This is a genomic window from uncultured Modestobacter sp. (assembly GCF_947486615.1).
Classification (GTDB): Bacteria; Actinomycetota; Actinomycetes; order Mycobacteriales; family Geodermatophilaceae; genus Modestobacter.
On record NZ_CANKUD010000016.1, the window covers coordinates 33,241 to 55,786 of the forward strand.

Genomic DNA, 22,546 nt, shown 5'->3' on the forward strand with positions numbered 1-22,546 from the left:
TGAGCGGGACATCGCCCCCCGGCTACCCGGTGCGCCCCGCCCGCACCCACGGACCGGGCGGTTCCGGAAGAACAGCGGTGGCTCGTCGCTACTGTCCGCTCATGCCCGCACGGATCGTCCTCCTCGGCGCCACCGGTCACACCGGCGGCCTGACGGCGGCCGCGCTCACCGCGCGCGGCGCCCGGCCGGTGCTCGCCGGCCGCGACCCGGACCGGCTGGCGCCGCTGGCCCGGCAGCTGGGCGGGGACGCCGGGCCGCTGGAGACCGCGACGGCCGACGTGACCGACGAGGCCTCGGTCCGGGCACTGGTCGGCCGGGGGGACGTGCTGGTCACCACCGTCGGCCCGTTCCTGCGCCACGGGGAGGCAGCGGTCGCCGCCGCGGCCGACGCCGGTGCGGTCTACCTCGACTCGACCGGTGAGCCGCCGTTCCTGCGCCGGGTCTTCGAGGAGTTCGGTCCCCGGGCGGAACTGTCCGGGGCGGCCCTGCTGCCCGCGTTCGGCCACGACTACGTACCGGGCGTGCTGGCCGGTGCGCTCGCGCTGGCCGAGGCCGGGGACCGCGCGCACCGGGTCGACGTCGGGTACTCCCGGGACGCTGGTCCGGGGCAGGGCTTCTCCCGCGGCACGCTGGTCTCCCTGCTCGGCGTGCTGCTCGAACCCGGGCACGCCTGGTCCGGCGGCCGGCTGGTCACCGAGCCCGCCGGGGCGCACGACTGGCGGTTCGACGTCGCCGGGCGCACCCGCCGCGGGCTGTCGGTGGGCGGCTCCGAGCACCTCACCCTGCCCGGCCTGGCGCCGTCCCTGCGCACGGTCGGGGTGTACCTGGACTGGTTCGGCCCGGTGACGCCGGTGGCGCACCGGCTGGCTCCGCTCGGCCCGCTGCTGGGCCGGGTCCCCGGTGCCCCGGCCGGCCTGACGCGCCTCACCGACCTGGTCGGGCGCCGGTTCGCCACCGCCCCGACCACGCAGGGCCCCAGCCGGACGCACGTCGTCGCCGAGGTGCGCGACGCCGCGGGGGAGCGGGTGGCCCGGGTGCGCCTGCTCGGCCCGGACCCCTACCCGATGACCGCGGACCTGCTCGCCTGGGGCGCGGTCCGGGCCGCCGAGGGCGGGGTGCGGGGCACCGGCGCGCTCGGCCCGGTGCAGGCGTTTGGCCTCGGCGAGCTCACCGCCGGCGCGGCCACCGCCGGCGTCGTCCGCCCGTGAGCGAGCGGGTCGCCTGCGTCGACATCGGTTCCACCTGGACCAAGGCGGCGCTGGTCGAGCTGCCCACCGGCCGGCTGGTCGGCACCCGGCAGGCCCCGACCACCCCGGACGACGTCGTCGCCGGGGTGCTCGCGGCCACGGCAGGCTGGGACGCCCCGGTGCGCGCCTGCTCCAGCGCCGGCGGCGGGCTGCGGCTGGCGGTGGTCGGCTACGAGGAGCTGATCAGCGCCGAGGCCGGCCACCGGGCCGCGCTCTCCGCCGGCGCCCGGGTGGTGCACGTGGCGGCCGGCCGGCTGGACGACGCCGCGCTGCAGCGGCTGGGCGAGGCCGCCCCCGACGTCGTCCTGCTGGTGGGCGGCACCGACGGCGGGGACGCCACGGTGCTGCGGCACAACGCCGCCGCCCTGGCCCGCCCGGTCCCGCTGCCGGGGGGCAGTGGGGTCCTTCCTGCCGTCCCGGTGGTGCTGGCCGGCAACGCCGCCGTCCGGGACGAGGTGGCCGGCCTGCTCGCGAACGGCGGCGTCCCGGTGACCGCGGTGGACAACGTGCTCCCCGACATCGGGCGGCTGGCGCCGGAGCCCGCCCGCGCGGCGATCCGCGACGTCTTCCTCACCCACGTGATCGGCGGGGACCGGCTGTCCACCGATCCGCGGCTGCGCGAGTGGGTGCGCGCGGTGACCCCGGACGCCGTCCTCGACGGGGTGGCCGCCCTGGCCGGGCTGCGGGCGGGCACCGAGGCGCCGGGCGTGCTGGTGCTGGACGTCGGCGGGGCCACCACCGACGTGCACTGCGTCCCGGCGGTGGACGCCGAGCAGACCTCGCTGGCGCGCTCGGCGGTCGGGGTGCCGGCCCGGCGGCGCACCGTGGAGGGCGACCTCGGCGTGCAGGCCAGCGCCGGCGCGCTGCGCGAGGCTGCCCGGGCCGAGGGCCTCGACGTGCCGGGGGACGACCCGCTGGCGCTCGGCGAGGCGGCCGCGGTGGTCGCGCTGCGCCGGCACCTGCGGGCCGAGGCCGCCTACGGCCCGGGCGGGGCGAGCGCCCGGGGCGTCGGGCTGGTCGTGCTCTCCGGGGGCGTCTTCCGCCACGCCGAGCCGGCCGCGGTCGAGGGCGTGGTGGCGCGGCTGGCCGCCGACCGCGGCGGAGCCGGCGGCGTGCTGGCCGGCACCCGCGTCGTCGTCGACAGCCGCTACGTGCTCGCCGCCGCCGGGCTGCTCGCCGGTGACGCCCCCGACGCGACCGCCGGGCTGCTCGCCGGCCTGCTGACCGGCTGACCGGGCGTCAGCCCACCCGGATGCCCAGCTCGGCGGCCAGCCCGGTGGCCCAGCCGGTCAGCTGCGCCGGGCTGATCGTGCAGCCGCGGAGGTCGGCGACGCCGTCCAGCAGGTCGATCTGCGCGCCCCGCAGGTCGACGTCCCGGTTGCGCGCCTGCCGGAGCACCAGCGAGCCCACCGTGCAGTCGACCAGCCGCAGGTCGCGCAGGTCGGCGCCGCTGGCGTCCAGCTCACCGATGGTGCAGCCGGTGAGCCCGACGTCGACCAGGGTGGCCCCGCGCAGGTCCAGGAAGTCGACCTTCACCCCGGTCAGGGCCACCCGGGTCAGCCCGGCACCGGCCGCGGTGACCGCGCCGAACCGGCCGCCGTCGACCACGACGTCCAGCAGCGTGGCGTCCACCAGCGACCACGCCGGTGAGCGCGGCGCGGTGAGCAGGCAGGTGGACAGCCGGGCCCGGTCGAACGGCACCCCGGCCAGGTCGCAGTCGGTGAGCACGCACTCCAGGAACCGGGCGCCGGTCGCGTCCCCGGTCAGCACCGGCCCGGGGAAGCGCAGGCCGTCCGCGGTCCCGCCACCGGTCAGCTCCGGGCCGGGGGCGTCGTCCAGCGGGGGGAGCAGGGCCTCGAGGTCGGCGGCGTCGATCGGCACGGCGCCATCCTGGCCCGTCGCCGTCCGCCCCGGTGGGTCAGCGCGCCTTCCGCCGTCCCCGGTGGGCCGGCCTTGCCCCCGGCCGGGGGGCGGGGGCGGGTGTGCTCCGGGTGGCGACTGGCGCGGGCATCTGCCGCAGGACGTACAGCTGCTGCTCCAGGGTCCACAGGTTGTTCGTGGTCCAGTACAGGAGCACCCCGACCGGGAAGAAGAAGCCGGTGACCAGCAGCCCGGCCGGCATGCCGTAGAGCAGCACCTTCTGCACCGTGGCCGCCTGGCCCTCGACCGGTCCGGCCCGCCGCTGGGTCAGCTTCTGGGTGAGGAAGGAGGTCAGGCACATCGCCACGATCAGCACGACGGCGACCACCTGGACCCGGGTCTCCGAGGCGCCGGCCTGGTCGAGGACGGCCGAGCGCAGCGGCTCGCGCATCGTGAACGAGCTGGAGATCGGCGCCCCGGCGAGCGTGGCGCCGGCAGCCTGCTGGGTGAGCTCGAAGGACCAGCCGTAGAGCCCGTTCGCACCTGGGGCGAGCCGGCGCAGCACGTGCAACAGCGCGAGGAAGACCGGCACCTGCAGCAGTGACGGCAGGCAGCCGGCCAGCGGGTTGACGCCGCGCTCCTGCTGCAGCGTCAGGATCTCGCGGCTGAGCCGCTCCTTGTCGCCGGCGTGCCGCTCCCGCAGCGCCCGGATCTGCGGCTGGAGCTCCTGCACCGCCCGCTGCGACCGCACCTGCCTCGTGAACAGCGGGAAGAGCAGTAGCCGGACGGTGATGACGAGCAGGACGATGGCCAGCACCCAGGCGGGGCCGCCGGCCGGGTCGAGGAACGTGGCGAGCAGTGCGTGCCACTGCGCCAGGACCCAGGCGATCACGGTGTAGAGCCAGTCGAGCATGCGGGGACCTCGAGACGGTTCGGGGCGCGTCGCTGCGCGGCCGCACCGGGAGACCGGGGCGGGGCGCGACGCGAGGGGAGGGGGAGCACCCGAGCTCCGGTGGGAGATCGGGTGGTCGAGCCGGCAGCCCCTCGGCCGACGGTGCGCGCGACGGCTCAGCCGGGAGGCGCGGTCACCGAGGGGTCAGGCGGGCTGGGGTGCGCGCGGCAGCACCCGGCCGGGCGCGTCGGGGCTGCTCTGCCGGCGGAAGGATCCGCGGCGGCACCGCTCGTCGGCGGCCGGGGCGTCGGGGGAGGCGGCGACCCGCAGGACCGACCGGCCGGCCAGCGGCGCGCGGGACAGCAGGCGCGCGGCGAGCGCGAGGGCCAGGGCGGTGCTGAGCGCGGTGACCGAACCGGTCGACCCGTGCACCGGGAGCACCAGGAGCAAGGTGCTGGCCAGCAGGGCGAGCAGCAGGCTCCACCTGGCTGCCTCCGCCTCTGCCCGCACGGCCCGAGTCTGTGCCTCCGGCACCCAGGAGGCAAGCACCGCGCGTGGCGGGCAGCTCAGCCGTACGGGGTGAGCGTGCCGGCCCAGGAGCCGGACGCCGTCCGGGCGAACCCGGCCGCCTCGCCGGCGGCGATGTCCCGGGCGGCGTAGCCGCCGGTGCCGGCGCCCACGCAGGCCAGCACGGTGACCAGCCCGGCGCGGCGCTGCGCCCACGACTGCCGCACCTGCCAGCCGACGACGGCGCGGCCCTGCAGCACGGTGTGCTCCCGCACCAGCCACCCCGAGCGGACGGCGAAGGAGCGCGGCCCGGCGGCGTGCCCGAGCGCGGCGTAGCGGGCCAGCCCGAGCGGGACGCCGAGCGCGGTCAGCACCGCACCGGCGACCAGCAGGGGCCACCAGTCGCTGCTGGCGACGGCGGTGAGCACCGCACCGGCGAGCAGCACCAGCAGCCCCAGCGCGGTGGCGCGCACGACGGAGCGGCGGCGGGCGGCGGGCGGGTGCACGACCAGCGGTCCCGGGTCGTCGACCAGCCGGCCGGCCAGCGACCAGGCCTCGGCGTGCGGTCCGAGCGGCAGCAGCTGCCCGCGGCGGGCGGCGTCGCCCAGGCCGGTGACCAGCGCGCTCGCCCGGGCCGCGCCGACCAGCCGCATGCCCACGCCCTGGCTCACCGTGCAGCCGCGGATCCGGTCGATCTCCAGCTCGGTGTGCCGGCGGGTCACCAGGCCGCGGACGGCGATCAGCGAGCCGCCGCGGCGCACCAGCCGGAAGCCCCAGTTGACCACCGCGCTGCCGATGATCGACCCGAGCGCCAGCAGCAGCAGCGCCACGGCCAGCGCGGCGGCGGCGACCGCGCCGTCCGGCAGGTCCGGGCGGTCCAGCTCGGGCACGAAGCGGTCGGGGATCTCGTCGATCAGCCGGAACAGCGCGCCGATCGCGGCCAGCGGGACGGCGAGGTAGCTGCCGACCAGCGGCGCGTAGAGCAGCCAGCGCCGGTCGAACCGGGCGATCTCCTCCTCCGGCTCCTCGGCCGGGGGCGCGGTGGCCGGGTCGCCGTCCGCCTCCGGGGCGCCGGCCACGACCCGCGCCCGGCGGGCCAGCAGCCGGGCACGCAGCCGGTCGCCCTCCGCCTGGGGCACACCGTCGACGAGCAGCTCCTCCTCGGTGCCGCCCGTCGACCCGGCGGCCGCGTCGACCCGCACCCGGACCAGGCCGAACAGCCGGTGCAGGGCCGGGGCCTCCACCTCCACCCCGCGCACCCGGTCCAGCGGCACGGTGCGCACCGACCGGGAGAGCAGCCCGCGGGTGACCACCATCGCCGTCTCGGTGTCGGCGTAGCTGAACCGCCACCAGGTGACCGCCGCCCACAGCAGCGAGAGCAGGGTGACGCCGACGACGAGGGCGACCACGGTGAGCACCCCGCCGTCCAGGCCGCGGGCCGCGCCGAAGGCCAGCGCCACCGGCACCAGTCCACGGGCCTGCCGGAACGTGATCGTGTGCAGCAGCAGCACCCAGGCAGACGTACGCCGTCCGGTCACCTCTGCCGGGTCGGTCACCGCCGCCGGGTCGGTCACCCCGGCCGGGTCGGTCACGTGGCCTCGTCCCGCACCAGCTCCGCCCGCCGGGCCAGGTCGTCGGCGACCCGCCGCGCCACGTCGGCGCCCAGGTGCGGGATCCGGACGGTGCCCTGCGAGGACGCGGTGAGCACCGCGACGGTGGCCAGGCCGAACACCTGCTGGAACACCCCGCGGGTCACGTCGACGGTCTGGATCCGGGAGATCGGCACCAGCGTCCAGGTGCGGGTGAGCCAGCCGGTCTGGGTGTAGACCGCCTCGTCGGTGACCTCCCACCGGTGCACCCGGTACCGCAGCCGCGGCTGTACCCCGATGTCCAGGACCACGGTGAGCAGCACCAGCGCCGGCCCGCCCCAGCGCACCAGGGTGGGCCACCAGCCGGCGTCCCCGGGCACGAAGACGATGAGCGCGGTGACGACGGCCGCCTCGATGAGCGCGGTCACCACGCCCTGGGCGACCCAGAGGCTGATCGCCGAGCGGGACAGCGACCAGGCAGGTTCCCGGACGGGCGCCGGTGGGGGAGCGGACATCGCGCCCATCCTGGCAGTGCGCGGGCCCGGACACCCCGCTCCACCGGTGGTGGCGGCATGCGGGTGGGACGATGGGTGTCGTGATGATGCCCATGCAGGTCCCCACCGTGCCCGCCGCCGAGGTCCCCGACGACGCCGTCGTGCTCGACGTGCGCGAGGACGACGAGTGGGCGGCCGGGCACATCGACGGCGCCACCCACATCGCGATGGGCGACGTCCCGGCCCGGCTCGGCGACGTGCCCGAGGGCGACCCGCTCTACGTCACCTGCCGCAGCGGCGGCCGCTCGGCGCGGGTCACCGCCTGGCTGAACCAGAACGGCTACGACGCGGTGAACGTCGGCGGCGGGATGGGCGAGTGGGACGCCGCCGGCCGGCCGATGGTCAGCGAGACCGGCCGCCCGCCCTACGTCGTCTGAGGAAGGACCCCGTCCTCCTCATCCCTCGCACGCTCGGGACGAGCCTCTGGACGGGGCCGGCGGCGGGGGCATCCAGCAGGGTCGTCAGCTGCGGACGGGGTACTCGGCGAAGCGGGTGCGCAGGTCCTTCTTGGAGAACTTGCCGACGCTGGTCTTGGGCACCTCGTCGATGAACTCCACCGCGTCCGGGAGCCACCACTTGGCCACCAGCGGCGTGATGTGGTCGAGGATCTCCTGCTCGGTGGCCTGCTCCCCGGGCTTCAGGACGACGCAGGCCAGCGGCCGCTCGTCCCACTTCGGGTGCGGGATGGCGACGACCGCGGCCTCGGCGACGGCCGGGTGGCTCATGATCGCGTTCTCCAGGTCGACCGAGGAGATCCACTCGCCGCCGGACTTGATCAGGTCCTTGGTGCGGTCGGCGATCCGGATGTTGCCGGCCTCGTCCATCGCGGCCACGTCGCCGGTCTTCATCCAGCCGTCCTCGGTGGACAGCTCCACGCCGGCGTCGGGGGAGTAGTAGTCGCGGGCGCACCACGGCCCGCGCACCTGCAGCTCGCCGGTGGCCGTGTCGTCCCAGGGCAGCGGGTCGGTGGTGCCCGCCTCCACGATCCGGGCCTCCACCCCGAACAGCGGCACGCCCTGCCGGGCACGCCGGTCGGCCTGGGTGGCCTCGTCGGCGTCGGCCCAGCGCGCGGACAGCGTGCCGCCGGAGGCGACCGGGTGCGTCTCGGTCATGCCCCACGCCTGGTACAGCGGCAGCCCGACCTGCTCGCGGTAGGCCTCCGACAGCGCCTTGGGCACCGCCGACCCACCGCAGCCGATCTTGCGCAGCCGGTGCGGGCGCCCGGCCAGGTGCGGCAGCGCGCCCTGGAAGATCGTCGGGACGCCGGCGGTGAAGGTGACGCCCTCGTCGACGATCAGGTCGGCCAGTGCCTGGGGCTGCATCATCGCGCCGGGGAAGACCATCGCCGCGCCCGCCGCCGGGGCCGCGTGCGCGATCCCCCAGGCGTTGGCGTGGAACATCGGCACGATCGGCATCGCGACGTCCTCCACGCCGATGCCGAAACCGTTGGGGGAGACCACGGCCATGGTGTGCAGCACCGTCGAGCGGTGGGAGTAGACGACGCCCTTCGGGTTCCCGGTGGTGCCGCTCGTGTAGCACATCGAGGCCGCGGCGTTCTCGTCCGTGGTGCCGAAGTCGACGGGCTGCGCGTCGGCCAGCAGCGCCTCGTAGTCGTGCACCCGCGGGTCGTCGGGGATCTCGGCGTCGCCACCGTCGTCCATCACCACCACGTGCCGGACGGTGGTCATCGTGTCGATCAGCGGCCACAGCAGCGGCAGCACGGTGCGGTCGACGAAGACGACCTCGTCCTCGGCGTGGTTGGCGATGTAGGTCAGCTGCTCGGGGAAGAGGCGCACGTTCAAGGTGTGCAGCACCCGGCCGGTGCACGGGGCGGCGAAGTACAGCTCCAGGTGGCGAGCGGAGTTCCAGGCGAACGTGCCCACCCGGCCGTCGGCGCTGATCCCCAGCGTGTCCAGGACGCCGCCCAGTCGTCGGGTGCGCATCGCCCACTCGGCGTACGTGGTGCGAACCTTGCCGCCGGGGTTGTTGGTGACGATCGGGACGTCGCCGTGGTGCTGCTCGGCGTGCCGGAAGATCGAGTCGACGGTCAGGGGGACGTCCTGCATCAGCCCGCGCATGGCCGCATGGTGCCAGTGACCGGGCTCACGTTCCACCCGCTCGGCCACGCAGGGACCGCCCGTGCCGCAGCTGCCGCAGGAGTCGGGTGGTCACCGAGCGTTTCCAGTGGCCACCACGCAGCGTGATCGGATCGGGGCTCTCCGCCCTCGTTGCACCTCCATCGAGGGGGGTCCAGCAGACGCTGAGGCCCCGCGGGGCGCAGATGAACGCGTCGTTACGCGACCGTGACGGTCGACTTGGCCTCCAGGGCTTGACGCACCCCCGTTGTTAGCGCTCACACTGTCTCGGCTCGCACAGATGCGGGCCTGCGCCAACGGGCGGCAGATGTCTCGAAGGAGAGATGTGGCAGTGAACAAGAAGCTCGGGCTGACCGCCCTCGGTGCCGCACTGGCCCTCGGCCTCACGGCCTGTGGTGGCGGCGGCGCCGGCAGCAACAACGACACCGCGGACGCCGACCCGGGTGACCTCACCATCGGTGTCGCGATGCCCACGCAGACCTCCGAGCGGTGGATCGCCGACGGCGAGGCCGTCGAGTCGCAGCTCGAGGAGGCCGGCTACGACGTCAACCTGCAGTTCGCCGGTGACGACATCCCGACCCAGGCGCAGCAGATCGACCAGATGATCACCGAGGGCGCCGACCTGCTGATCGTCGCCGCGATCGACGGCACCGCGCTGAGCGCGCAGCTGCAGAACGCCGCCGACCAGGGCATCCCGGTCATCAGCTACGACCGGCTGATCCGCGACACCGAGAACGTCGACTTCTACGTCAGCTTCGACAACTACCAGGTCGGCGTCGCGCAGGGCACCGCCCTGCTGGCCGGCCTGGGTGTCACCGACGAGGAGGGCAACGCGACGGGTGCCACCGGGCCGTTCAACGTCGAGCTGTTCGCCGGCTCGCTGGACGACAACAACGCCGGGTTCTTCTTCAACGGCGCCTACGACACGCTCGAGCCGTACATCACCGACGGCACGCTGGTCGTGAAGTCCGGCCAGACGAGCATCGAGCAGGCCGCCACGCTGCGCTGGTCGCAGGAGACGGCGCAGCGTCGCATGGAGGACCTGCTGACCTCCAGCTACAGCGACGGCTCGGTCGTCAACGGCGTCCTCTCGCCCTACGACGGCATCTCGCGCGGCATCATCACCGCCCTGCAGAACGCCGGCTACGGCACCGACGCCAAGCCGATGCCGGTCATCACCGGTCAGGACGCCGAGATCGCCTCGGTCAAGCTGATCCAGGACGGCGTCCAGAGCTCCACCATCTTCAAGGACACCCGCACGCTGGCCGAGCAGGCCGTCACCGCGGCCGAGGCCTTCCTCGAGGGTGAGGAGCCGGAGGCCAACGACACCGAGACGTACGACAACGGTGTCAAGGTCGTCCCGTCCTACCTGCTGGAGATCGAGACGGTCTACCAGGACGACATCCAGCCGGTCCTGATCGACTCGGGCTACTGGACCGCCGAAGAGGTCGCCTCGGGCCAGTCGGACTGACGTCCGTCCCCCCACAGTCCCGGCCGGGCTCGGCGCACTCGCTGCCGAGCCCGGCCGGTACCACCTCCCGGACCTGCCTCTGGACAGGACCGGGACAGCCCGGGGAGCCGGGCAACCGGAAACGCGGGGCCGACCGTCACACGTCGGCCCCCACCCATCCCGCTGAGAGGGCGAGGACGACGTAGTCCCATGGACAACATCCTGGAGATGCGCTCCATCACCAAGACCTTCCCGGGCGTCAAGGCGCTGTCGGAGGTCTCCCTCGCCGTGGCGCGTGGCGAGGTCCACGCCATCTGCGGCGAGAACGGCGCCGGCAAGTCGACGCTGATGAAGGTGCTGTCCGGGGTCTACCCCGCGGGCACCTACGACGGCGAGATCGTCTTCGACGGCGAGGTCAGCCGCTTCTCCGGCATCCGGGACAGCGAGCACGCCGGCATCGTGATCATCCACCAGGAACTCGCCCTGGTGCCCTACCTCTCGATCGCCGAGAACATCTTCCTGGGCAACGAGCGGCGCGGCCGCAACGGCCTGATCGACTGGAACAAGGCCAATGCGGAGGCCGCGGCCCTGCTGGACTCGGTCGGCCTGCGGGAGAACCCGACCACCCCGGTGGGGCAGCTCGGCGTCGGCAAGCAGCAGCTGGTGGAGATCGCCAAGGCGCTGTCCAAGGACGTCAAGCTGCTGATCCTCGACGAGCCGACCGCGGCGCTCAACGACAGCGACTCCGAGCACCTGCTGGGCCTGCTGCGCAGCCTCAAGGAGCGCGGCATCACCTCGATCATGATCTCGCACAAGCTCAACGAGATCACCGCGATCGCCGACAGCGTGACGATCATCCGCGACGGCCAGACCGTCGAGACGCTGAGCCTGCACGCCGGCGAGGTCACCCAGGACCGGATCATCCGCGGGATGGTCGGCCGTGACCTGGAGTCCTACTACCCCGAGCGCGAGTCGCACCCGGGCGAGGAGGTGCTCCGCATCGAGGACTGGTCGGTCAAGCACCCCACCCAGGACCGGCTGGTCGTCGACGGCGCCTCGTTCTCCGTCCGCGCCGGCGAGGTCATCGGCATCGCCGGCCTCATGGGCGCCGGGCGCACCGAGCTGGCCATGAGCATCTTCGGTCGCTCCTACGGCCGGGACGTCACCGGCCGGATCTTCATGCACGGCCGGGAGGTCAAGGCCCGCAGCGTCACCGAGGCGATCGACAACGGCATCGCCTACGCGACCGAGGACCGCAAGAAGTACGGCCTCAACCTCATCGAGGACATCCGCCGCAACGTCTCCGCCGCGGGCCTGACCAAGCTGGCCCGCCGCGGCTGGGTGGACGGCAACGAGGAGACCAAGGTCGCCGAGGACAGCCGGCGCAGCATGAACATCAAGGCGCCCAGCGTCTCGTCGATCGTCGGCAAGCTGTCGGGCGGCAACCAGCAGAAGGTCGTGCTGTCCAAGTGGCTGTTCACCGACCCGGACGTGCTGATCCTCGACGAGCCCACCCGGGGCATCGACGTGGGCGCCAAGTACGAGATCTACACCATCATCAACCGGCTGGTCGCCGCCGGTAAGGCCGTCGTGGTGATCTCCTCCGAGCTGCCCGAGCTGCTCGGCATCTGTGACCGCATCTACACGCTGTCGGCCGGCCAGATCACCGGCGAGCTGCCGGTGCGCGAGGCCACGCAGGAGAACCTGATGGTGCTCATGACCAAGGACAAGGAGCTCGCAGCATGACCAGGACCGTGCCTCCGTCGTCGGAGCCGGAAGCGCAGTCGGCCACCGCACCCAAGGACGTGGCCCCCGCCGTCGCGGCGGGTGGCCAGGACGACGGCATCCGCTCGCTGTTCTCCCGCAACCTGCGGACCAGCGGCATCTACATCGCGTTCGTCGCGATCGTCGCGCTGTTCGCGATCCTGACCGAGGGCACCTCGCTGAGCCCCGGCAACATCACGAACATCGTCCTGCAGTACTCCTACATCCTGGTGCTGGCCATCGGCATGGTCATCGTGATCATCGCCGGCCACATCGACCTGTCGGTCGGCTCGGTGGTGGCGCTGACCGGCGCCGTCTCGGCGGTGCTGGTCATCCGGCAGGGCGTGCCCTGGTGGGTCGGCGCGCTCGCCGCGATCGCCGTCGGCCTGGTGGTCGGGGCGTGGCACGGCTTCTGGGTCGCCTACGTCGGCATCCCCGCCTTCATCGTCACCCTCGCCGGCATGCTGCTGTTCCGCGGTCTGACCCTGCAGGTGCTGGAGAACATCTCCCTCTCGCCGTTCCCGAGCGAGTACCAGAAGATCGCCAGCGGCTTCTCCAACGGGCTGATCGGCGGCAACGGCTACGACGCCTTCACCCTGCTCATCGGTGGGATCGCGGTCGCCGGCTACGCCTTCAGCCAGTTCCGCACCCGGCAGGCCCGCACGGCCTACAAGCAGCCGGTCGAGTCCTTCCCGCTCTTCGTGGCGAAGATCGTCGCGGTCGGCCTCGTGGTCATGGCCTTCGCCTGGCAGCTCGCCAACGCGCGTGGCCTGCCCTACGTGCTGGTCATCCTGGCCGCGCTGATCCTCATCTACAGCGTCGTCACGAAGCGGTCGGTCTTCGGCCGCCAGGTCTACGCGATCGGCGGCAACCTGTCGGCCGCGACGCTGTCCGGCGTCAAGGTCAAGGCCGTCAACTTCTGGATCTTCGTCAACATGGGCTTCCTGTCCGCGGTGGCCGGGATCATCTACTCCTCCCGGTCCAACGGCGCGCAGCCGGCCGCGGGTGAGATGTTCGAGCTCGACGCGATCGCCGCCGCGTTCATCGGTGGCGCCGCCGTCACCGGTGGTGTCGGCACCGTCGTCGGCGCCATGGTCGGTGGCCTGATCATGGCCGTCATGAGCAACGGCATGCAGCTCATGGGCGTCGACCAGTCGATCCAGTCGGTGGTCAAGGGCCTCGTGCTGCTGCTCGCCGTCGCCTTCGACGTCTACAACAAGCGGCGCGCCGGCTCCTCCCGCTGACGCAGTCGTAGGACCACCGGTCGGGGGGCGGCATCGGGGCCGCCCCCCACTCGAGGACGGCATCGTCGCCGTCCTCCCGAAGGGGGAACGGTGCTGCCGGACGGATCGACGCGTTCCCTCGGGCTGTCCGACGTGGCTGCCCGCGCGGGGGTCTCGCACCAGACGGTGTCCCGGGTGGTCAACGGCCACCCGAACGTCGCACCGAGCACCCGCGAGCGGGTGCAGCAGGCCATCGCCGAGCTCGGCTACCGGCCCAACACCGCCGCTCGCGCGCTGGTGACCGGCTCGACCAGGACCCTCGGCCTGGTCACCTCGCACATCAACCAGTACGGCCCGGCGCAGACGCTCCTCGGGCTGGAGAAGGCCGCCCGCGCCGCGGGCTACTCGCTGAGCGTCGCCATCCTCGACGACGACAGCGAGATCGCGATGCGCGAGGCGGTCGACCGGTTCGTCGGTCAGTCGGTCGACGCGGTGGTCGCGCTGTCCACCTACGGTCAGGCCGTCGATGCGCTGCGCCGGTTCGACGTGCCGGTGCCGCTGATCGCCGTCCAGGTCGGCCGGGACGACGCCCGGCCCACCGTCTGGGTGGACCAGGAGGCCGGCGCCGCGCTGGCCACCCGGCACCTGCTCGACCTCGGGCACCGGACGGTGCACCACGTGACCGGTCCGGGGGACTCCCTGGAGGCGCGGGGCCGTCGGATCGGCTGGCGACGCGAGCTGGAGGCCGCCGGTGCGCCGGTGCCCGAGGTCCTGGGCGGGAACTGGTGGCCCTCCTCCGGGTACGCGGCGGGGCTGGAGCTCGCCGCACGGGCGCGGGCCACGCGCGGTACGGCCGACGAGGTCACGGCTGTCTTCGTGGCCAACGACCAGATGGCGCTGGGTGTGCTCAACGCGCTCTGCGAGGAGGGCCTGTCGGTGCCCGGGGACATCAGCGTCGTGGGCTTCGACGACGTCCCCGAGTGCCCCTACTACCGCCCGCCGCTGACCACGGTGCGCCAGGACTTCGCCGAGCTGGGGCGCCGGGGTGTCCAGCTGGTGCTCGCCCGGCTGCGCGGCGAGGAGCTGGAGGCCGATCCCGTGCTGCCCGAGCTGGTGGTGCGGGCGTCCACCGGGCCGAGCCCTGGTCGCTCGACGAGCGGTTTGACGGAGCCGATGTTAGCGCTAACAATCACGACTCGTGCCGCGTCTCGCGGTCGATCTGACCGCGGAGACGCGCCCATCACCGATGGGCGGGAGGGAACCCTGACATGACGACGGACGTCACCGGAGCGATCGACTCCGGGCGCACGGCCCTGGGCATCGAACTCGGGTCCACCCGGATCAAGGCGGTGCTGATCGGGCCGGACCACGAGCCCCTGGCGGTCGGCAGCCACGACTGGGAGAACCAGCTCGTCGACGGCCTCTGGACCTACTCGCTGGACGAGGTCTGGTCCGGGGTGCAGCAGAGCGTGGCAGCGCTGGCCGAGGACGTGCGGCGCCGGCACGGGGTCGAGCTGACCGGGGTGGGCGCGCTCGGGGTGTCGGCGATGATGCACGGCTACCTCGCCTTCGACGCCGACGGGACGCTGCTCGCACCGTTCCGCACCTGGCGGAACACCAACACCGGCCGGGCGACCGAGCGGCTGTCCGCCGAGTTCGGGGTCAACATCCCGCACCGGTGGAGCGTTGCGCACCTCTACCAGGCAGTTCTGGACGGCGAGGAGCACATCGGCCGGATCGACCACCTGACGACCCTGGCCGGCTACGTGCACTGGCAGCTCACCGGCGAGAAGGTGCTCGGCGTCGGTGACGCCAGCGGCATGTTCCCGATCGACGCCGCCACCGGCGGGTACGACGCCACCATGCTGGCCCGCTTCGACGAGCTGGCCGCCGAGGCCGGGGCGCAGCTGGGCCTCGCCGGGCTGCTGCCCGCCGTCGCCGTCGCCGGCCAGCCGGCCGGCGCGCTCACCGAGGCCGGCGCGCGGCTGCTCGACCCGGCCGGACGGCTGCGGGCCGGTACCCCGCTGTGCCCGCCCGAGGGGGACGCGGGCACCGGCATGGTCGCCACCAACTCCGTCGCGCCCCGCACCGGCAACGTCTCAGCCGGCACCAGCATCTTCGCCATGGTCGTGCTCGAGGGTGACCTCGCCGGGGTGCACCGCGAGCTGGACCTGGTGACCACGCCGGCCGGTGACCCGGTGGCGATGGTGCACTGCAACAACGGGGCAAGCGAGCTCGACGCCTGGGCCGGGCTGTTCGGCCAGTTCGCCCGGGCGCTCGGGGCCGAGGTCGACTCCGCGCAGGTGTTCCAGACCCTGTTCACCGCGGCGCTGGACGGCGCCCGCGACGGCGGCGGGATGCTCGCCTACAACTACCTCTCCGGTGAGCCGATCACCGACTTCGAGGAGGGCCGGCCGCTCTTCCTGCGCTCCCCGGACAGCCCGCTGGACCTGGGCAGCTTCATGCGCACCCAGCTGTTCTCCTCGCTGGCCACGCTGCGGATCGGGATGGACGTGCTGCTGCAGGCCGAGGGCGTGCAGCTGGACCGGATGTTCGCCCACGGTGGCCTCTTCAAGACCGAGGGCGTGGCGCAGCGGTTCCTGGCCGCCGCGATCGACACCCCGGTATCGGTCGGCGACGTGGCCGCGGAGGGCGGTGCCTGGGGCATCGCCGTCCTGGCCGCCTTCGCCACCGGCCGTGCACCGGGGCAGAGCCTGGCCGACTACCTGGACACCGCGGTCTTCGCCGGCACCAGCATGCAGACGCACCTGCCCGACCCGGACGACGTCGCGGGCTTCGACGCCTTCATGCGCCGGTACGTCGCGGCCCTCCCGGTCGAGCGGGCCGCCGTGGCGCACGTCGCCGTCGGCGACCGGCCGACCGACCCGACCCCGTCCGCCGCCACCACCGAGGAGCAGCCGGCATGACCGCCACCCCCACCCGCACCGAGCAGGGCACGCTACGGGCGCAGCGCGAGCACGTCGCCCACCTGCACTCCTACCTGACCCGCTACGAGCTGGTCACCTGGACCTCGGGCAACGTGTCCGAGCGGGTGCCCGGCGAGGACCTGTTCGTCATCAAGGGCAGCGGCGTCGAGTACGACCAGCTGACCTGGGAGGGCATCACCGTCTGCGACCTGGACGGCAACGCCGTCGACGGCGTCCGGGCGCCGTCGTCCGACACCGCGGCGCACGCCTACGTCTACCGGAACATGCCCGAGGTCAACGGCCAGGTGCACACGCACAGCACCTACGCCGCGGCCTGGGCGGCCCGGCACGAGGAGATCCCCTGCGTGCTCACCGCGATGGCCGACGAGTTCGGCGGCCCGATCCCGGTGGGGCCCTTCGCGCTGATCGGTGACGACTCGATCGGCCAGGGCATCGTCGGGACGCTGCAGGGGCACCGCTCGCCGGCGGTGCTGATGAAGAACCACGGCGTCTTCACCATCGGGCCCTCGGCGAAGGCCGCGGTCAAGGCCGCCGTCATGACCGAGGACGTCGCCCGCACCGTGCACCTCTCCCGCCAGCTGGGGGAGCCCAAGCCCATCGCGCAGGCGGACATCGACTCGCTGTACGCGCGCTACCAGAACGTCTACGGACAGCGATGAAGGAGCAACGAGTGGCATTCGACGGCCAGGAGATCTGGTTCCTCACCGGCAGCCAGGGGCTGTACGGCGAGGAGACCCTCCAGCAGGTGGCGGAGCAGTCCCAGCGGGTCGCCGAGACCCTGGACGGCGCGGACGCCGTGCCGGTGCGGGTCGTCTGGAAGCCGGTGCTCACCGACGCCGGCGCGATCCGGTCGATGATGGGCCAGGCGAACGAGGACCCGAACTGCCTCGGCGTCATCACCTGGATGCACACCTTCTCCCCGGCGAAGATGTGGATCAGCGGGCTGGACGCGCTGCGCAAGCCGCTGCTGCACCTGCACACCCAGGCCGACGCCGCCCTGCCGTGGGCGACGATCGACATGGACTTCATGAACCTCAACCAGGCCGCCCACGGCGACCGGGAGTACGGGTTCATGCTCACCCGGCTGCGCACCCCGCGCACCACCGTCTCCGGCCACGCGGGCAACCCGCGGGTGCAGGCCCGGGTCGGCTCCTGGGCCCGCGCCGCCGCCGGTGCCGCGGCCGCCCGCGGCCTGAAGCTGGCCCGCTTCGGCGACAACATGCGCAACGTCGCCGTCACCGAGGGCGACAAGGTCGAGGCGGAGATCCGCTTCGGCATGTCGGTGAACACCTGGGGCGTCAACGACCTGGTCGCGGTGGTCGAGCGGGTCTCCGACTCCGCCGTCGACGCGGTGGTGGCCGAGTACGGCGACCTCTACGACATGGACGCCGACCTGCGCCCCGGTGGCGACCGGCACCACAGCGTCCGCTACCAGGCCCGGATCGAGGTGGCGCTGCGGTCGTTCCTGACCGACGGCGGCTTCGGCGCGTTCACCACGAACTTCGAGGACCTCGGCGGGCTGCGGCAGCTGCCCGGCCTCGCCGTCCAGCGGCTGATGGCCGACGGGTACGGCTTCGGCGGCGAGGGCGACTGGAAGACCTCCGCCCTGCTGCGGGTGCTCAAGGTCGCCGCCCAGGGCCTGCCCGGTGGCACCTCCTTCATGGAGGACTACACCTACGACCTGGCCTCGGAGACCCCGAAGATCCTCGGCGCGCACATGCTCGAGGTGTGCCCGACGATCGCGGGGGAGAAGCCGCGGCTGGAGGTGCACCCGCTGGGCATCGGCGGCCGCGAGGACCCGGCCCGCCTGGTGTTCAGCGCCGCCCCCGCCGCCGGCATCACCATCGGCTGGTCGGACTTGGGCGACCGGTTCCGCTGGGTCGCCAACGAGGTCGACGTCGTCGAGCCCTCCGAGCCGCTGCCGAACCTCCCGGTCGCCCGGGCGGTCTGGGAGCCCCGGCCGGACTTCGAGACGGCGACCGAGGGCTGGCTGACCGCCGGCGGGCCGCACCACACGGTGCTGTCCACCCAGCTGGGTGCCGACGAGCTGACCGACCTGGCCGAGGTCTTCCAGACCGAGCTGGTGCTCATCGACGCCGACACCACCCGCCGCAGCCTGGCCAAGGAGCTGCGCTGGAGCGCCGCCTACCACCGGCTCAACCAGCGCCTCTGATCTCCGGTCACCCGTAGCGGGACTCTCCCGAGTGGCCGCGGGTGACCGGACCCCACCTCGACGCCCCGACCAGGACTTCCTGGCCGGGGCGTCGTCGTAGCAGGGACGAGGCAGAGCTCGAGGCAGCGGTCGGAGGGGGCGCTCGGCGGTCAGCAGGCGTCCGTGGGGACGCAGATCTCCTCACCGCGCAATGCGCTGTTCTCGCCTTCACGGTTTCGAGCACCTTGGTGACGGTCGCAACGGCCATACAACATAACGTCCTTTATGTTGTATGTCCTCGATGTCCGCTGTCGATGGTTCGCCGTAGGCTCGTCCTGCGAGAGCTCAGCATCCAAGCGGCCGACGGCCGACGGCCGACGGCCGACGGCCGACGGCCGACGGCTGGCGCGGCGTCGCGGGCACACGCCCAGCTTCGTGACTATCTGTGACGTCAGCCTTCTCCTGCGTTCGAGTAGGCGTTGACCGATTGCACGTCAGGTCGACTTACCGGTGGACCGGCGATTCAGGTCGTCTATCAGTTCGCGCCACTGCTTAGCTATGTGCAGTCGCAACTTCGAGTCGGGTGTGACTAGTTCAAATCTCACGTAGAAAGTTCCAAGGCTGCGCTTAATCACCCTTGTCCCCGGAGGGAGTGTCAGTAGATTTTCGTCTGGCAGTCTGCGCAGCGGGACGATGAATCGGATTGGTATTAGTACCATCTCGTCATCTGGGAAAGCGCCCACAATGTAGGTGAGGCCGCCGGTGAGGGCGATCCCGATCTGAGCCTTGCTGGGGTCCTTACCCGTTTCGTTCTGGATAAGTGATCGCGCTGAAGTCAACTTGGCAGCTCGAGATCCAGGTAGTCGCACGCTCAATCCAAGGCGTCAATCGTTCAGTCAAAGGGTGCCTAGTGTGCAGCAAGCTAGGAGCCCGGAGCTAGGGGAGCGAACCGCACGGTCTGGACGACACGGCGATGGTCGCCGCCAACGGGTCAAGGGTCATGGCGCCGGAAAGTCGACGATCGTCTGGACTGTCCAGCGGACACCGAGCAGTTCCTCGACCGACTGTCGGAGGACTTGCCGGTTTAGGTCTTCGCCCATGATGTTGGCCAGCGGCGGTGAGGCGAACGACAGCGTGAGCGTGCCGTCGGCCAGGTCGTGCACCTTGGCGCTTAGCAGCAGCCCCTCAGTTGTGCGCCTGTGCCCGCGCACCACCCTCAGCAGCTCCGGCCAGATCCGCTGGACGTCGGCGGTCGTCAACGTGGGGTCGCCGCCGCCGGCTGGCTCGTCATCGGTCATGAGGCGAAGCTAGCGCCGCGGTCCGACAGGCACCCGCTAATAACGTCCCTTATTAGCGGATGAGTCGTGGTGGGTAGCTGCCCCTCCGAAGAGCACCCTGATGTCGTTCTCTCCTAGGGCTAGACATCCAGGGGAGCCTCGGTCGTGGGTCAAGCGGACCCCAAGATCGCTCGGCGTGCCACGAGCCTCATTACCTAACTAACTGAACACGGTCGACTACAGTGTGCTTGCGCTGCTGGCTTTGGGCCGAGCGAGGTGGGGAGTTGACTGCCAGCTTCTGGCTGGCGCAATTCCCTTGAGCAGCACGGGAGCTGCAGTGCCTGCTGTACGTAGTCCTTCCCGCTCGTTCGTTCGGCGCCTTGGCCGCCAAGCCCTTCGCTTGGTGGAAGAGGTCACGGTGGCCCTCCTCGCAGAGGGGGTGCTCCTCATTGTCCAGCAGTTGACGTGATCGCGTTCCCCCGCTCGGCATTCAGAATGCCGAGCGGGGGTACAAAGTGGCCAGAGCGACGACGTGATGGCGCGATCAGACTCGACCCCCGGTCTCCTGCACGTATCCGCGAAGCCGATTCACCAGATCGGTCATGGTTTGCGCCAGGTCGCTAGCCTCGTCTTCGGTCATCGTCATGACCGTGTTGTGGATCGAGCCCATCTCCTTTGGCCCATCGTGAACGCGAGTGATGCGTTCGTGGAAGACTTGCATGTCGTGCTCAAGACTGGGGTCGAACTCGCCGGCGTCGATGGGAGCTGCATGGTGCCCCTGGGAGACCCAAGCATTGATCAGTCGTTCCTGAATGCGGCCCTTGCCGCGAGCGAGGATGTCTACAGCCAGGGACATCAGATAGAGCGAGTTTCGGGAATCCTGAGGTCGCATGTCGCGGACCGTAGACGCAACAGCCGACAGTTGCCGTCCCCAGCCGTGGCATCGGACCTCGTGCCTGGGCTCGATCGGCGACAGGACGTCCTCCATGCGGGGGCGGGAGACCCGCCGGAGTAGCTCAAAGTGCGGCTACGAGGCGCTTCCGCAGCCAGTGACCGTTGGCCACTACGCACCCGAAGTTGCGGCGCCCCTTGGCCAGGGAGTCGGAAGAGGATGGCCCAGGCGTCTGGTCAAGAGTGACCGTCAACACTACGCTCATTGGCGTGGCGACACCGCGGAGACGTAGCACGGAGAATGTCGGTGCTCAGGGCGAATCTGGCCTCTTCAGCGGATTCGAGGGTTATCGAACGCCAAGCAATGAGGACTACAGGCGACTGCTGACCAGTGGTCTTGTAATCCCTGACGCAAACGTTCTGTTGAATCTTTATCGCTACGACGATACTGCCAGGGATGCTCTTGTCAGAGTTTTGGAGGCTCTCGGGGAGAGATTGTGGGTGCCTCATCAAGTTCTCGTGGAGTTTTGGCGTAACAGGGAGACCGTTCTTCGCGATCCTCGCGATACACACAAAGCGATCGACGAGTTGGTGGGACACCGCAATAAGTCTCTTCAGGCGTTCCGCACCTGGGCCAATAGGGTTTCACTAGAAGAAGAAACTCTATCCCTACTCGTGTCAGAGTTGACTGAGGCGTTCGCCGCGGTCGAAAGCGGAATCAATGACCGCGATCTGGAAGACGCGTCACTTTATGCTCGTGATACGGCGACGGATCCGGTGCTGCAAGTGCTTGAACCGGTACTGGCGGGGAAGTGTGGACCCGCGCTCGCGGAGGAAACTCATGAGCAAGCGGTCATTGAAGGCTTAAGGCGGGTGGACCAACGGCTTCCGCCTGGCTACATGGACAAAAAGAAGGGAGAACGGGAAGCTGCCGGCGACTATCTGGTTTGGGAGCAAATTCTGATTGAGAGTGCCCGGCGCAAGTCCGACGTCCTTTTCGTGACAGGTGACGTCAAGGAAGACTGGTGGCGAGGAGAAGGAGGTGAGCGGCGAGGACCTCGGCTTGAGCTTGTGGCTGAGTTGCGCAAGCGGGCTAACACGCGACTCTACATGTTGCGTCCTACAAGCCTCTTAGAACATGCTCGCGTGCACCTTGGAGTAGATGTCCAACCCGAGTCCGTCCAAGACGTCGAGCGCGTCGAACAATTCTTGTCGCATGATGGAGCCGTTGCATCGGGGTGGTCCGAAGAGGCTGCCCAAACTCTTATGTCTTCACTGGACACGCAAGCCCGTGTTCAGGGGGCGGCTATACGCCTAGCTGCTCGACAGGGCGGCCGGGTCGATCGCGAGCTGGTATATGAGCTGGGTCACTACCACGACGCTAGGAGTCTGCGCGGATTCACGCGTCCTGTAACTCGCCTGGTAGCAGAAATGCGCGCTAGGGGCGAGGTGGGCGATGATGTTGGTGATGTTCTCGTCACGAAGTACGACGGAAACTCCGTAACTGCAAGTGGATTCGAGTTGGATCCCGCTTTCATGCAACAGCTAGATAAAGAGCGTGATGACCGTCGTGTACTTAGGTGTGTCGCTAGAAAGTTGGACATTGACGGGTCCGACGGCGTCTCGGTTGAAGAGATTGCTGTCGAATGCGGCATGCCCATGCCTCTCCTTACGGCTATCCTCGCGTTTCTTCACGATAGCAATTACATAGCGGGCACCGTATCGGATTACGGGTACCCGGCTCCCGTTACTGAGCTGACGGAGGCTGGTCGCTCGTTCTTAGGGTGGGTTAGCAACGTGCCTGTCAGGCATAGGGATGGATCGATCGTTCCCATGTCGGTCGAGCTGGATCCGGAGATGGTTGAACTCCTTCGCCACGGGTTCGCGATCGAAAGCGCCAGCATTGGCGATAATGACCGTTTCACGGTCAGTGTGGTGGGCCAGGTGACTGAAGAGAATCTTGAGTTCATACAAGGTCTTACCGACGATCCCGCTACGGAGGAAGTCGATGACGGGGATGGTGGCAGCGGTTCTGCAGCCCCGCGATCCAGCTAGCTCCTGAAGGAGCCTGGTCTGCAAACGTCGATAATGGTTCG

Annotated in this window: 19 protein-coding genes; 11 read left to right on the forward strand and 8 right to left on the reverse strand. The window is 71.1% G+C overall.

Annotation, left to right across the window (positions count from 1 at the left end; translation table 11 throughout):
* Positions 1-101: 101 nt before the first annotated feature.
* Both Q1A09_RS21230 and Q1A09_RS21235 read left to right on the forward strand, forming a co-directional pair.
* Positions 102-1,208, forward strand: coding sequence for a trans-acting enoyl reductase family protein (locus tag Q1A09_RS21230; RefSeq protein WP_299959896.1), 1,107 nt, complete (start codon positions 102-104; stop codon positions 1,206-1,208).
* Positions 1,205-2,479, forward strand: coding sequence for a glutamate mutase L (locus tag Q1A09_RS21235; protein WP_299959899.1), 1,275 nt, complete (start codon positions 1,205-1,207; stop codon positions 2,477-2,479). Before Q1A09_RS21230 ends, Q1A09_RS21235 begins: the two co-directional genes overlap by 4 nt.
* A gap of 7 nt (positions 2,480-2,486) precedes the next feature.
* On the opposite strand, the gene Q1A09_RS21240 is transcribed toward Q1A09_RS21235, so the two are convergent.
* From Q1A09_RS21240 to Q1A09_RS21260, 5 genes are all read right to left on the reverse strand, one after another.
* Positions 2,487-3,128 carry a pentapeptide repeat-containing protein gene (locus Q1A09_RS21240; RefSeq protein WP_299959902.1) on the reverse strand — a complete coding sequence of 214 codons (642 nt, stop codon included), beginning with the start codon at positions 3,126-3,128 and terminating at the stop codon, positions 2,487-2,489.
* 37 nt (positions 3,129-3,165) lie between these two features.
* Entirely contained in the window at positions 3,166-4,020 is an 855-nt protein-coding gene (yidC, locus tag Q1A09_RS21245) for a membrane protein insertase YidC (protein WP_299959905.1), read from the reverse strand.
* Between the two features lie 183 nt (positions 4,021-4,203).
* The gene (locus tag Q1A09_RS21250) at positions 4,204-4,509 is read right to left on the reverse strand and encodes a DUF6412 domain-containing protein (protein ID WP_299959908.1); all 306 of its coding nucleotides are present in this window, start codon (positions 4,507-4,509) and stop codon (positions 4,204-4,206) included.
* Positions 4,510-4,565: 56 nt separating this feature from the next.
* Positions 4,566-6,098, reverse strand: a complete 1,533-nt coding sequence (locus Q1A09_RS21255; protein ID WP_299959911.1) for a PH domain-containing protein — start codon at positions 6,096-6,098, stop codon at positions 4,566-4,568.
* Positions 6,095-6,610, reverse strand: coding sequence for a PH domain-containing protein (locus Q1A09_RS21260; protein WP_299959913.1), 516 nt, complete (start codon positions 6,608-6,610; stop codon positions 6,095-6,097). The genes Q1A09_RS21255 and Q1A09_RS21260 overlap by 4 nt, the downstream gene beginning before the upstream one ends.
* Before the next feature lie 92 nt (positions 6,611-6,702).
* Between Q1A09_RS21260 and Q1A09_RS21265 the strand changes: the two genes are divergently transcribed.
* On the forward strand, positions 6,703-7,026 hold the full coding sequence (locus Q1A09_RS21265) for a rhodanese-like domain-containing protein (protein ID WP_299959916.1): 324 nt from the start codon (positions 6,703-6,705) through the stop codon (positions 7,024-7,026).
* A gap of 84 nt (positions 7,027-7,110) precedes the next feature.
* Here the strand turns inward: Q1A09_RS21265 and Q1A09_RS21270 are convergent, their stop codons facing one another.
* Entirely contained in the window at positions 7,111-8,727 is a 1,617-nt protein-coding gene (locus tag Q1A09_RS21270; RefSeq protein WP_299959919.1) for a long-chain fatty acid--CoA ligase, read from the reverse strand.
* A gap of 349 nt (positions 8,728-9,076) precedes the next feature.
* Here Q1A09_RS21270 and chvE point away from each other — a divergent pair, with 349 nt between their 5' ends.
* From chvE to araA, 7 genes are all read left to right on the forward strand, one after another.
* Positions 9,077-10,216 carry a multiple monosaccharide ABC transporter substrate-binding protein gene (gene chvE / locus Q1A09_RS21275; protein ID WP_299959922.1) on the forward strand — a complete coding sequence of 380 codons (1,140 nt, stop codon included), beginning with the start codon at positions 9,077-9,079 and terminating at the stop codon, positions 10,214-10,216.
* Between the two features lie 189 nt (positions 10,217-10,405).
* Entirely contained in the window at positions 10,406-11,941 is a 1,536-nt protein-coding gene (gene mmsA / locus Q1A09_RS21280) for a multiple monosaccharide ABC transporter ATP-binding protein (RefSeq protein WP_299959925.1), read from the forward strand.
* Positions 11,938-13,203: a multiple monosaccharide ABC transporter permease gene (gene mmsB, locus Q1A09_RS21285; RefSeq protein ID WP_299959928.1), complete on the forward strand. Its 1,266-nt coding sequence runs from the start codon at positions 11,938-11,940 to the stop codon at positions 13,201-13,203. Before mmsA ends, mmsB begins: the two co-directional genes overlap by 4 nt.
* Positions 13,204-13,335: 132 nt before the next feature.
* A complete protein-coding gene (locus Q1A09_RS21290; protein WP_299959931.1) occupies positions 13,336-14,454 on the forward strand; it encodes a LacI family DNA-binding transcriptional regulator in 1,119 nt (372 codons plus the stop codon).
* Positions 14,451-16,109, forward strand: a complete 1,659-nt coding sequence (locus tag Q1A09_RS21295; RefSeq protein WP_299959934.1) for a xylulokinase — start codon at positions 14,451-14,453, stop codon at positions 16,107-16,109. The genes Q1A09_RS21290 and Q1A09_RS21295 overlap by 4 nt, the downstream gene beginning before the upstream one ends.
* Complete coding sequence (locus tag Q1A09_RS21300; RefSeq protein WP_299959937.1) at positions 16,106-16,789, forward strand: L-ribulose-5-phosphate 4-epimerase; 684 nt, start codon at positions 16,106-16,108, stop codon at positions 16,787-16,789. The genes Q1A09_RS21295 and Q1A09_RS21300 overlap by 4 nt, the downstream gene beginning before the upstream one ends.
* A gap of 11 nt (positions 16,790-16,800) precedes the next feature.
* Positions 16,801-18,303 carry an L-arabinose isomerase gene (gene araA / locus Q1A09_RS21305; protein WP_299959940.1) on the forward strand — a complete coding sequence of 501 codons (1,503 nt, stop codon included), beginning with the start codon at positions 16,801-16,803 and terminating at the stop codon, positions 18,301-18,303.
* A 977-nt stretch (positions 18,304-19,280) separates the two neighbouring features.
* On the opposite strand, the gene Q1A09_RS21310 is transcribed toward araA, so the two are convergent.
* Positions 19,281-19,580 (reverse strand): hypothetical protein, encoded by a 300-nt coding sequence (locus Q1A09_RS21310; protein ID WP_299959943.1) that lies wholly within the window; start codon positions 19,578-19,580, stop codon positions 19,281-19,283.
* Positions 19,581-20,103: 523 nt separating this feature from the next.
* Positions 20,104-20,451, reverse strand: a complete 348-nt coding sequence (locus Q1A09_RS21315; protein WP_299959945.1) for a hypothetical protein — start codon at positions 20,449-20,451, stop codon at positions 20,104-20,106.
* Between the two features lie 269 nt (positions 20,452-20,720).
* On the opposite strand from Q1A09_RS21315, the gene Q1A09_RS21320 reads away from it, so the two are divergent.
* Positions 20,721-22,505, forward strand: a complete 1,785-nt coding sequence (locus Q1A09_RS21320; RefSeq protein WP_299959948.1) for a PIN-like domain-containing protein — start codon at positions 20,721-20,723, stop codon at positions 22,503-22,505.
* Positions 22,506-22,546: the final 41 nt, after the last annotated feature.

What these genes read in the sequence shown, in the direction of transcription:
- Q1A09_RS21230 (WP_299959896.1), top strand. Translation starts at nt 102, where the DNA reads ATGCCCGCACGGATCGTCCTCCTCGGCGCCACCGGTCACACCGGCGGC.
- yidC (WP_299959905.1), bottom strand. Translation starts at nt 4,020, where the DNA reads ATGCTCGACTGGCTCTACACCGTGATCGCCTGGGTCCTGGCGCAGTGG.
- Q1A09_RS21260 (WP_299959913.1), bottom strand. Translation starts at nt 6,610, where the DNA reads ATGTCCGCTCCCCCACCGGCGCCCGTCCGGGAACCTGCCTGGTCGCTG.
- Q1A09_RS21265 (WP_299959916.1), top strand. Translation starts at nt 6,703, where the DNA reads ATGCAGGTCCCCACCGTGCCCGCCGCCGAGGTCCCCGACGACGCCGTC.
- Q1A09_RS21270 (WP_299959919.1), bottom strand. Translation starts at nt 8,727, where the DNA reads ATGCGCGGGCTGATGCAGGACGTCCCCCTGACCGTCGACTCGATCTTC.
- mmsA (WP_299959925.1), top strand. Translation starts at nt 10,406, where the DNA reads ATGGACAACATCCTGGAGATGCGCTCCATCACCAAGACCTTCCCGGGC.
- mmsB (WP_299959928.1), top strand. Translation starts at nt 11,938, where the DNA reads ATGACCAGGACCGTGCCTCCGTCGTCGGAGCCGGAAGCGCAGTCGGCC.
- Q1A09_RS21295 (WP_299959934.1), top strand. Translation starts at nt 14,451, where the DNA reads ATGACGACGGACGTCACCGGAGCGATCGACTCCGGGCGCACGGCCCTG.
- Q1A09_RS21300 (WP_299959937.1), top strand. Translation starts at nt 16,106, where the DNA reads ATGACCGCCACCCCCACCCGCACCGAGCAGGGCACGCTACGGGCGCAG.
- Q1A09_RS21310 (WP_299959943.1), bottom strand. Translation starts at nt 19,580, where the DNA reads ATGACCGATGACGAGCCAGCCGGCGGCGGCGACCCCACGTTGACGACC.
- Q1A09_RS21315 (WP_299959945.1), bottom strand. Translation starts at nt 20,451, where the DNA reads ATGCGACCTCAGGATTCCCGAAACTCGCTCTATCTGATGTCCCTGGCT.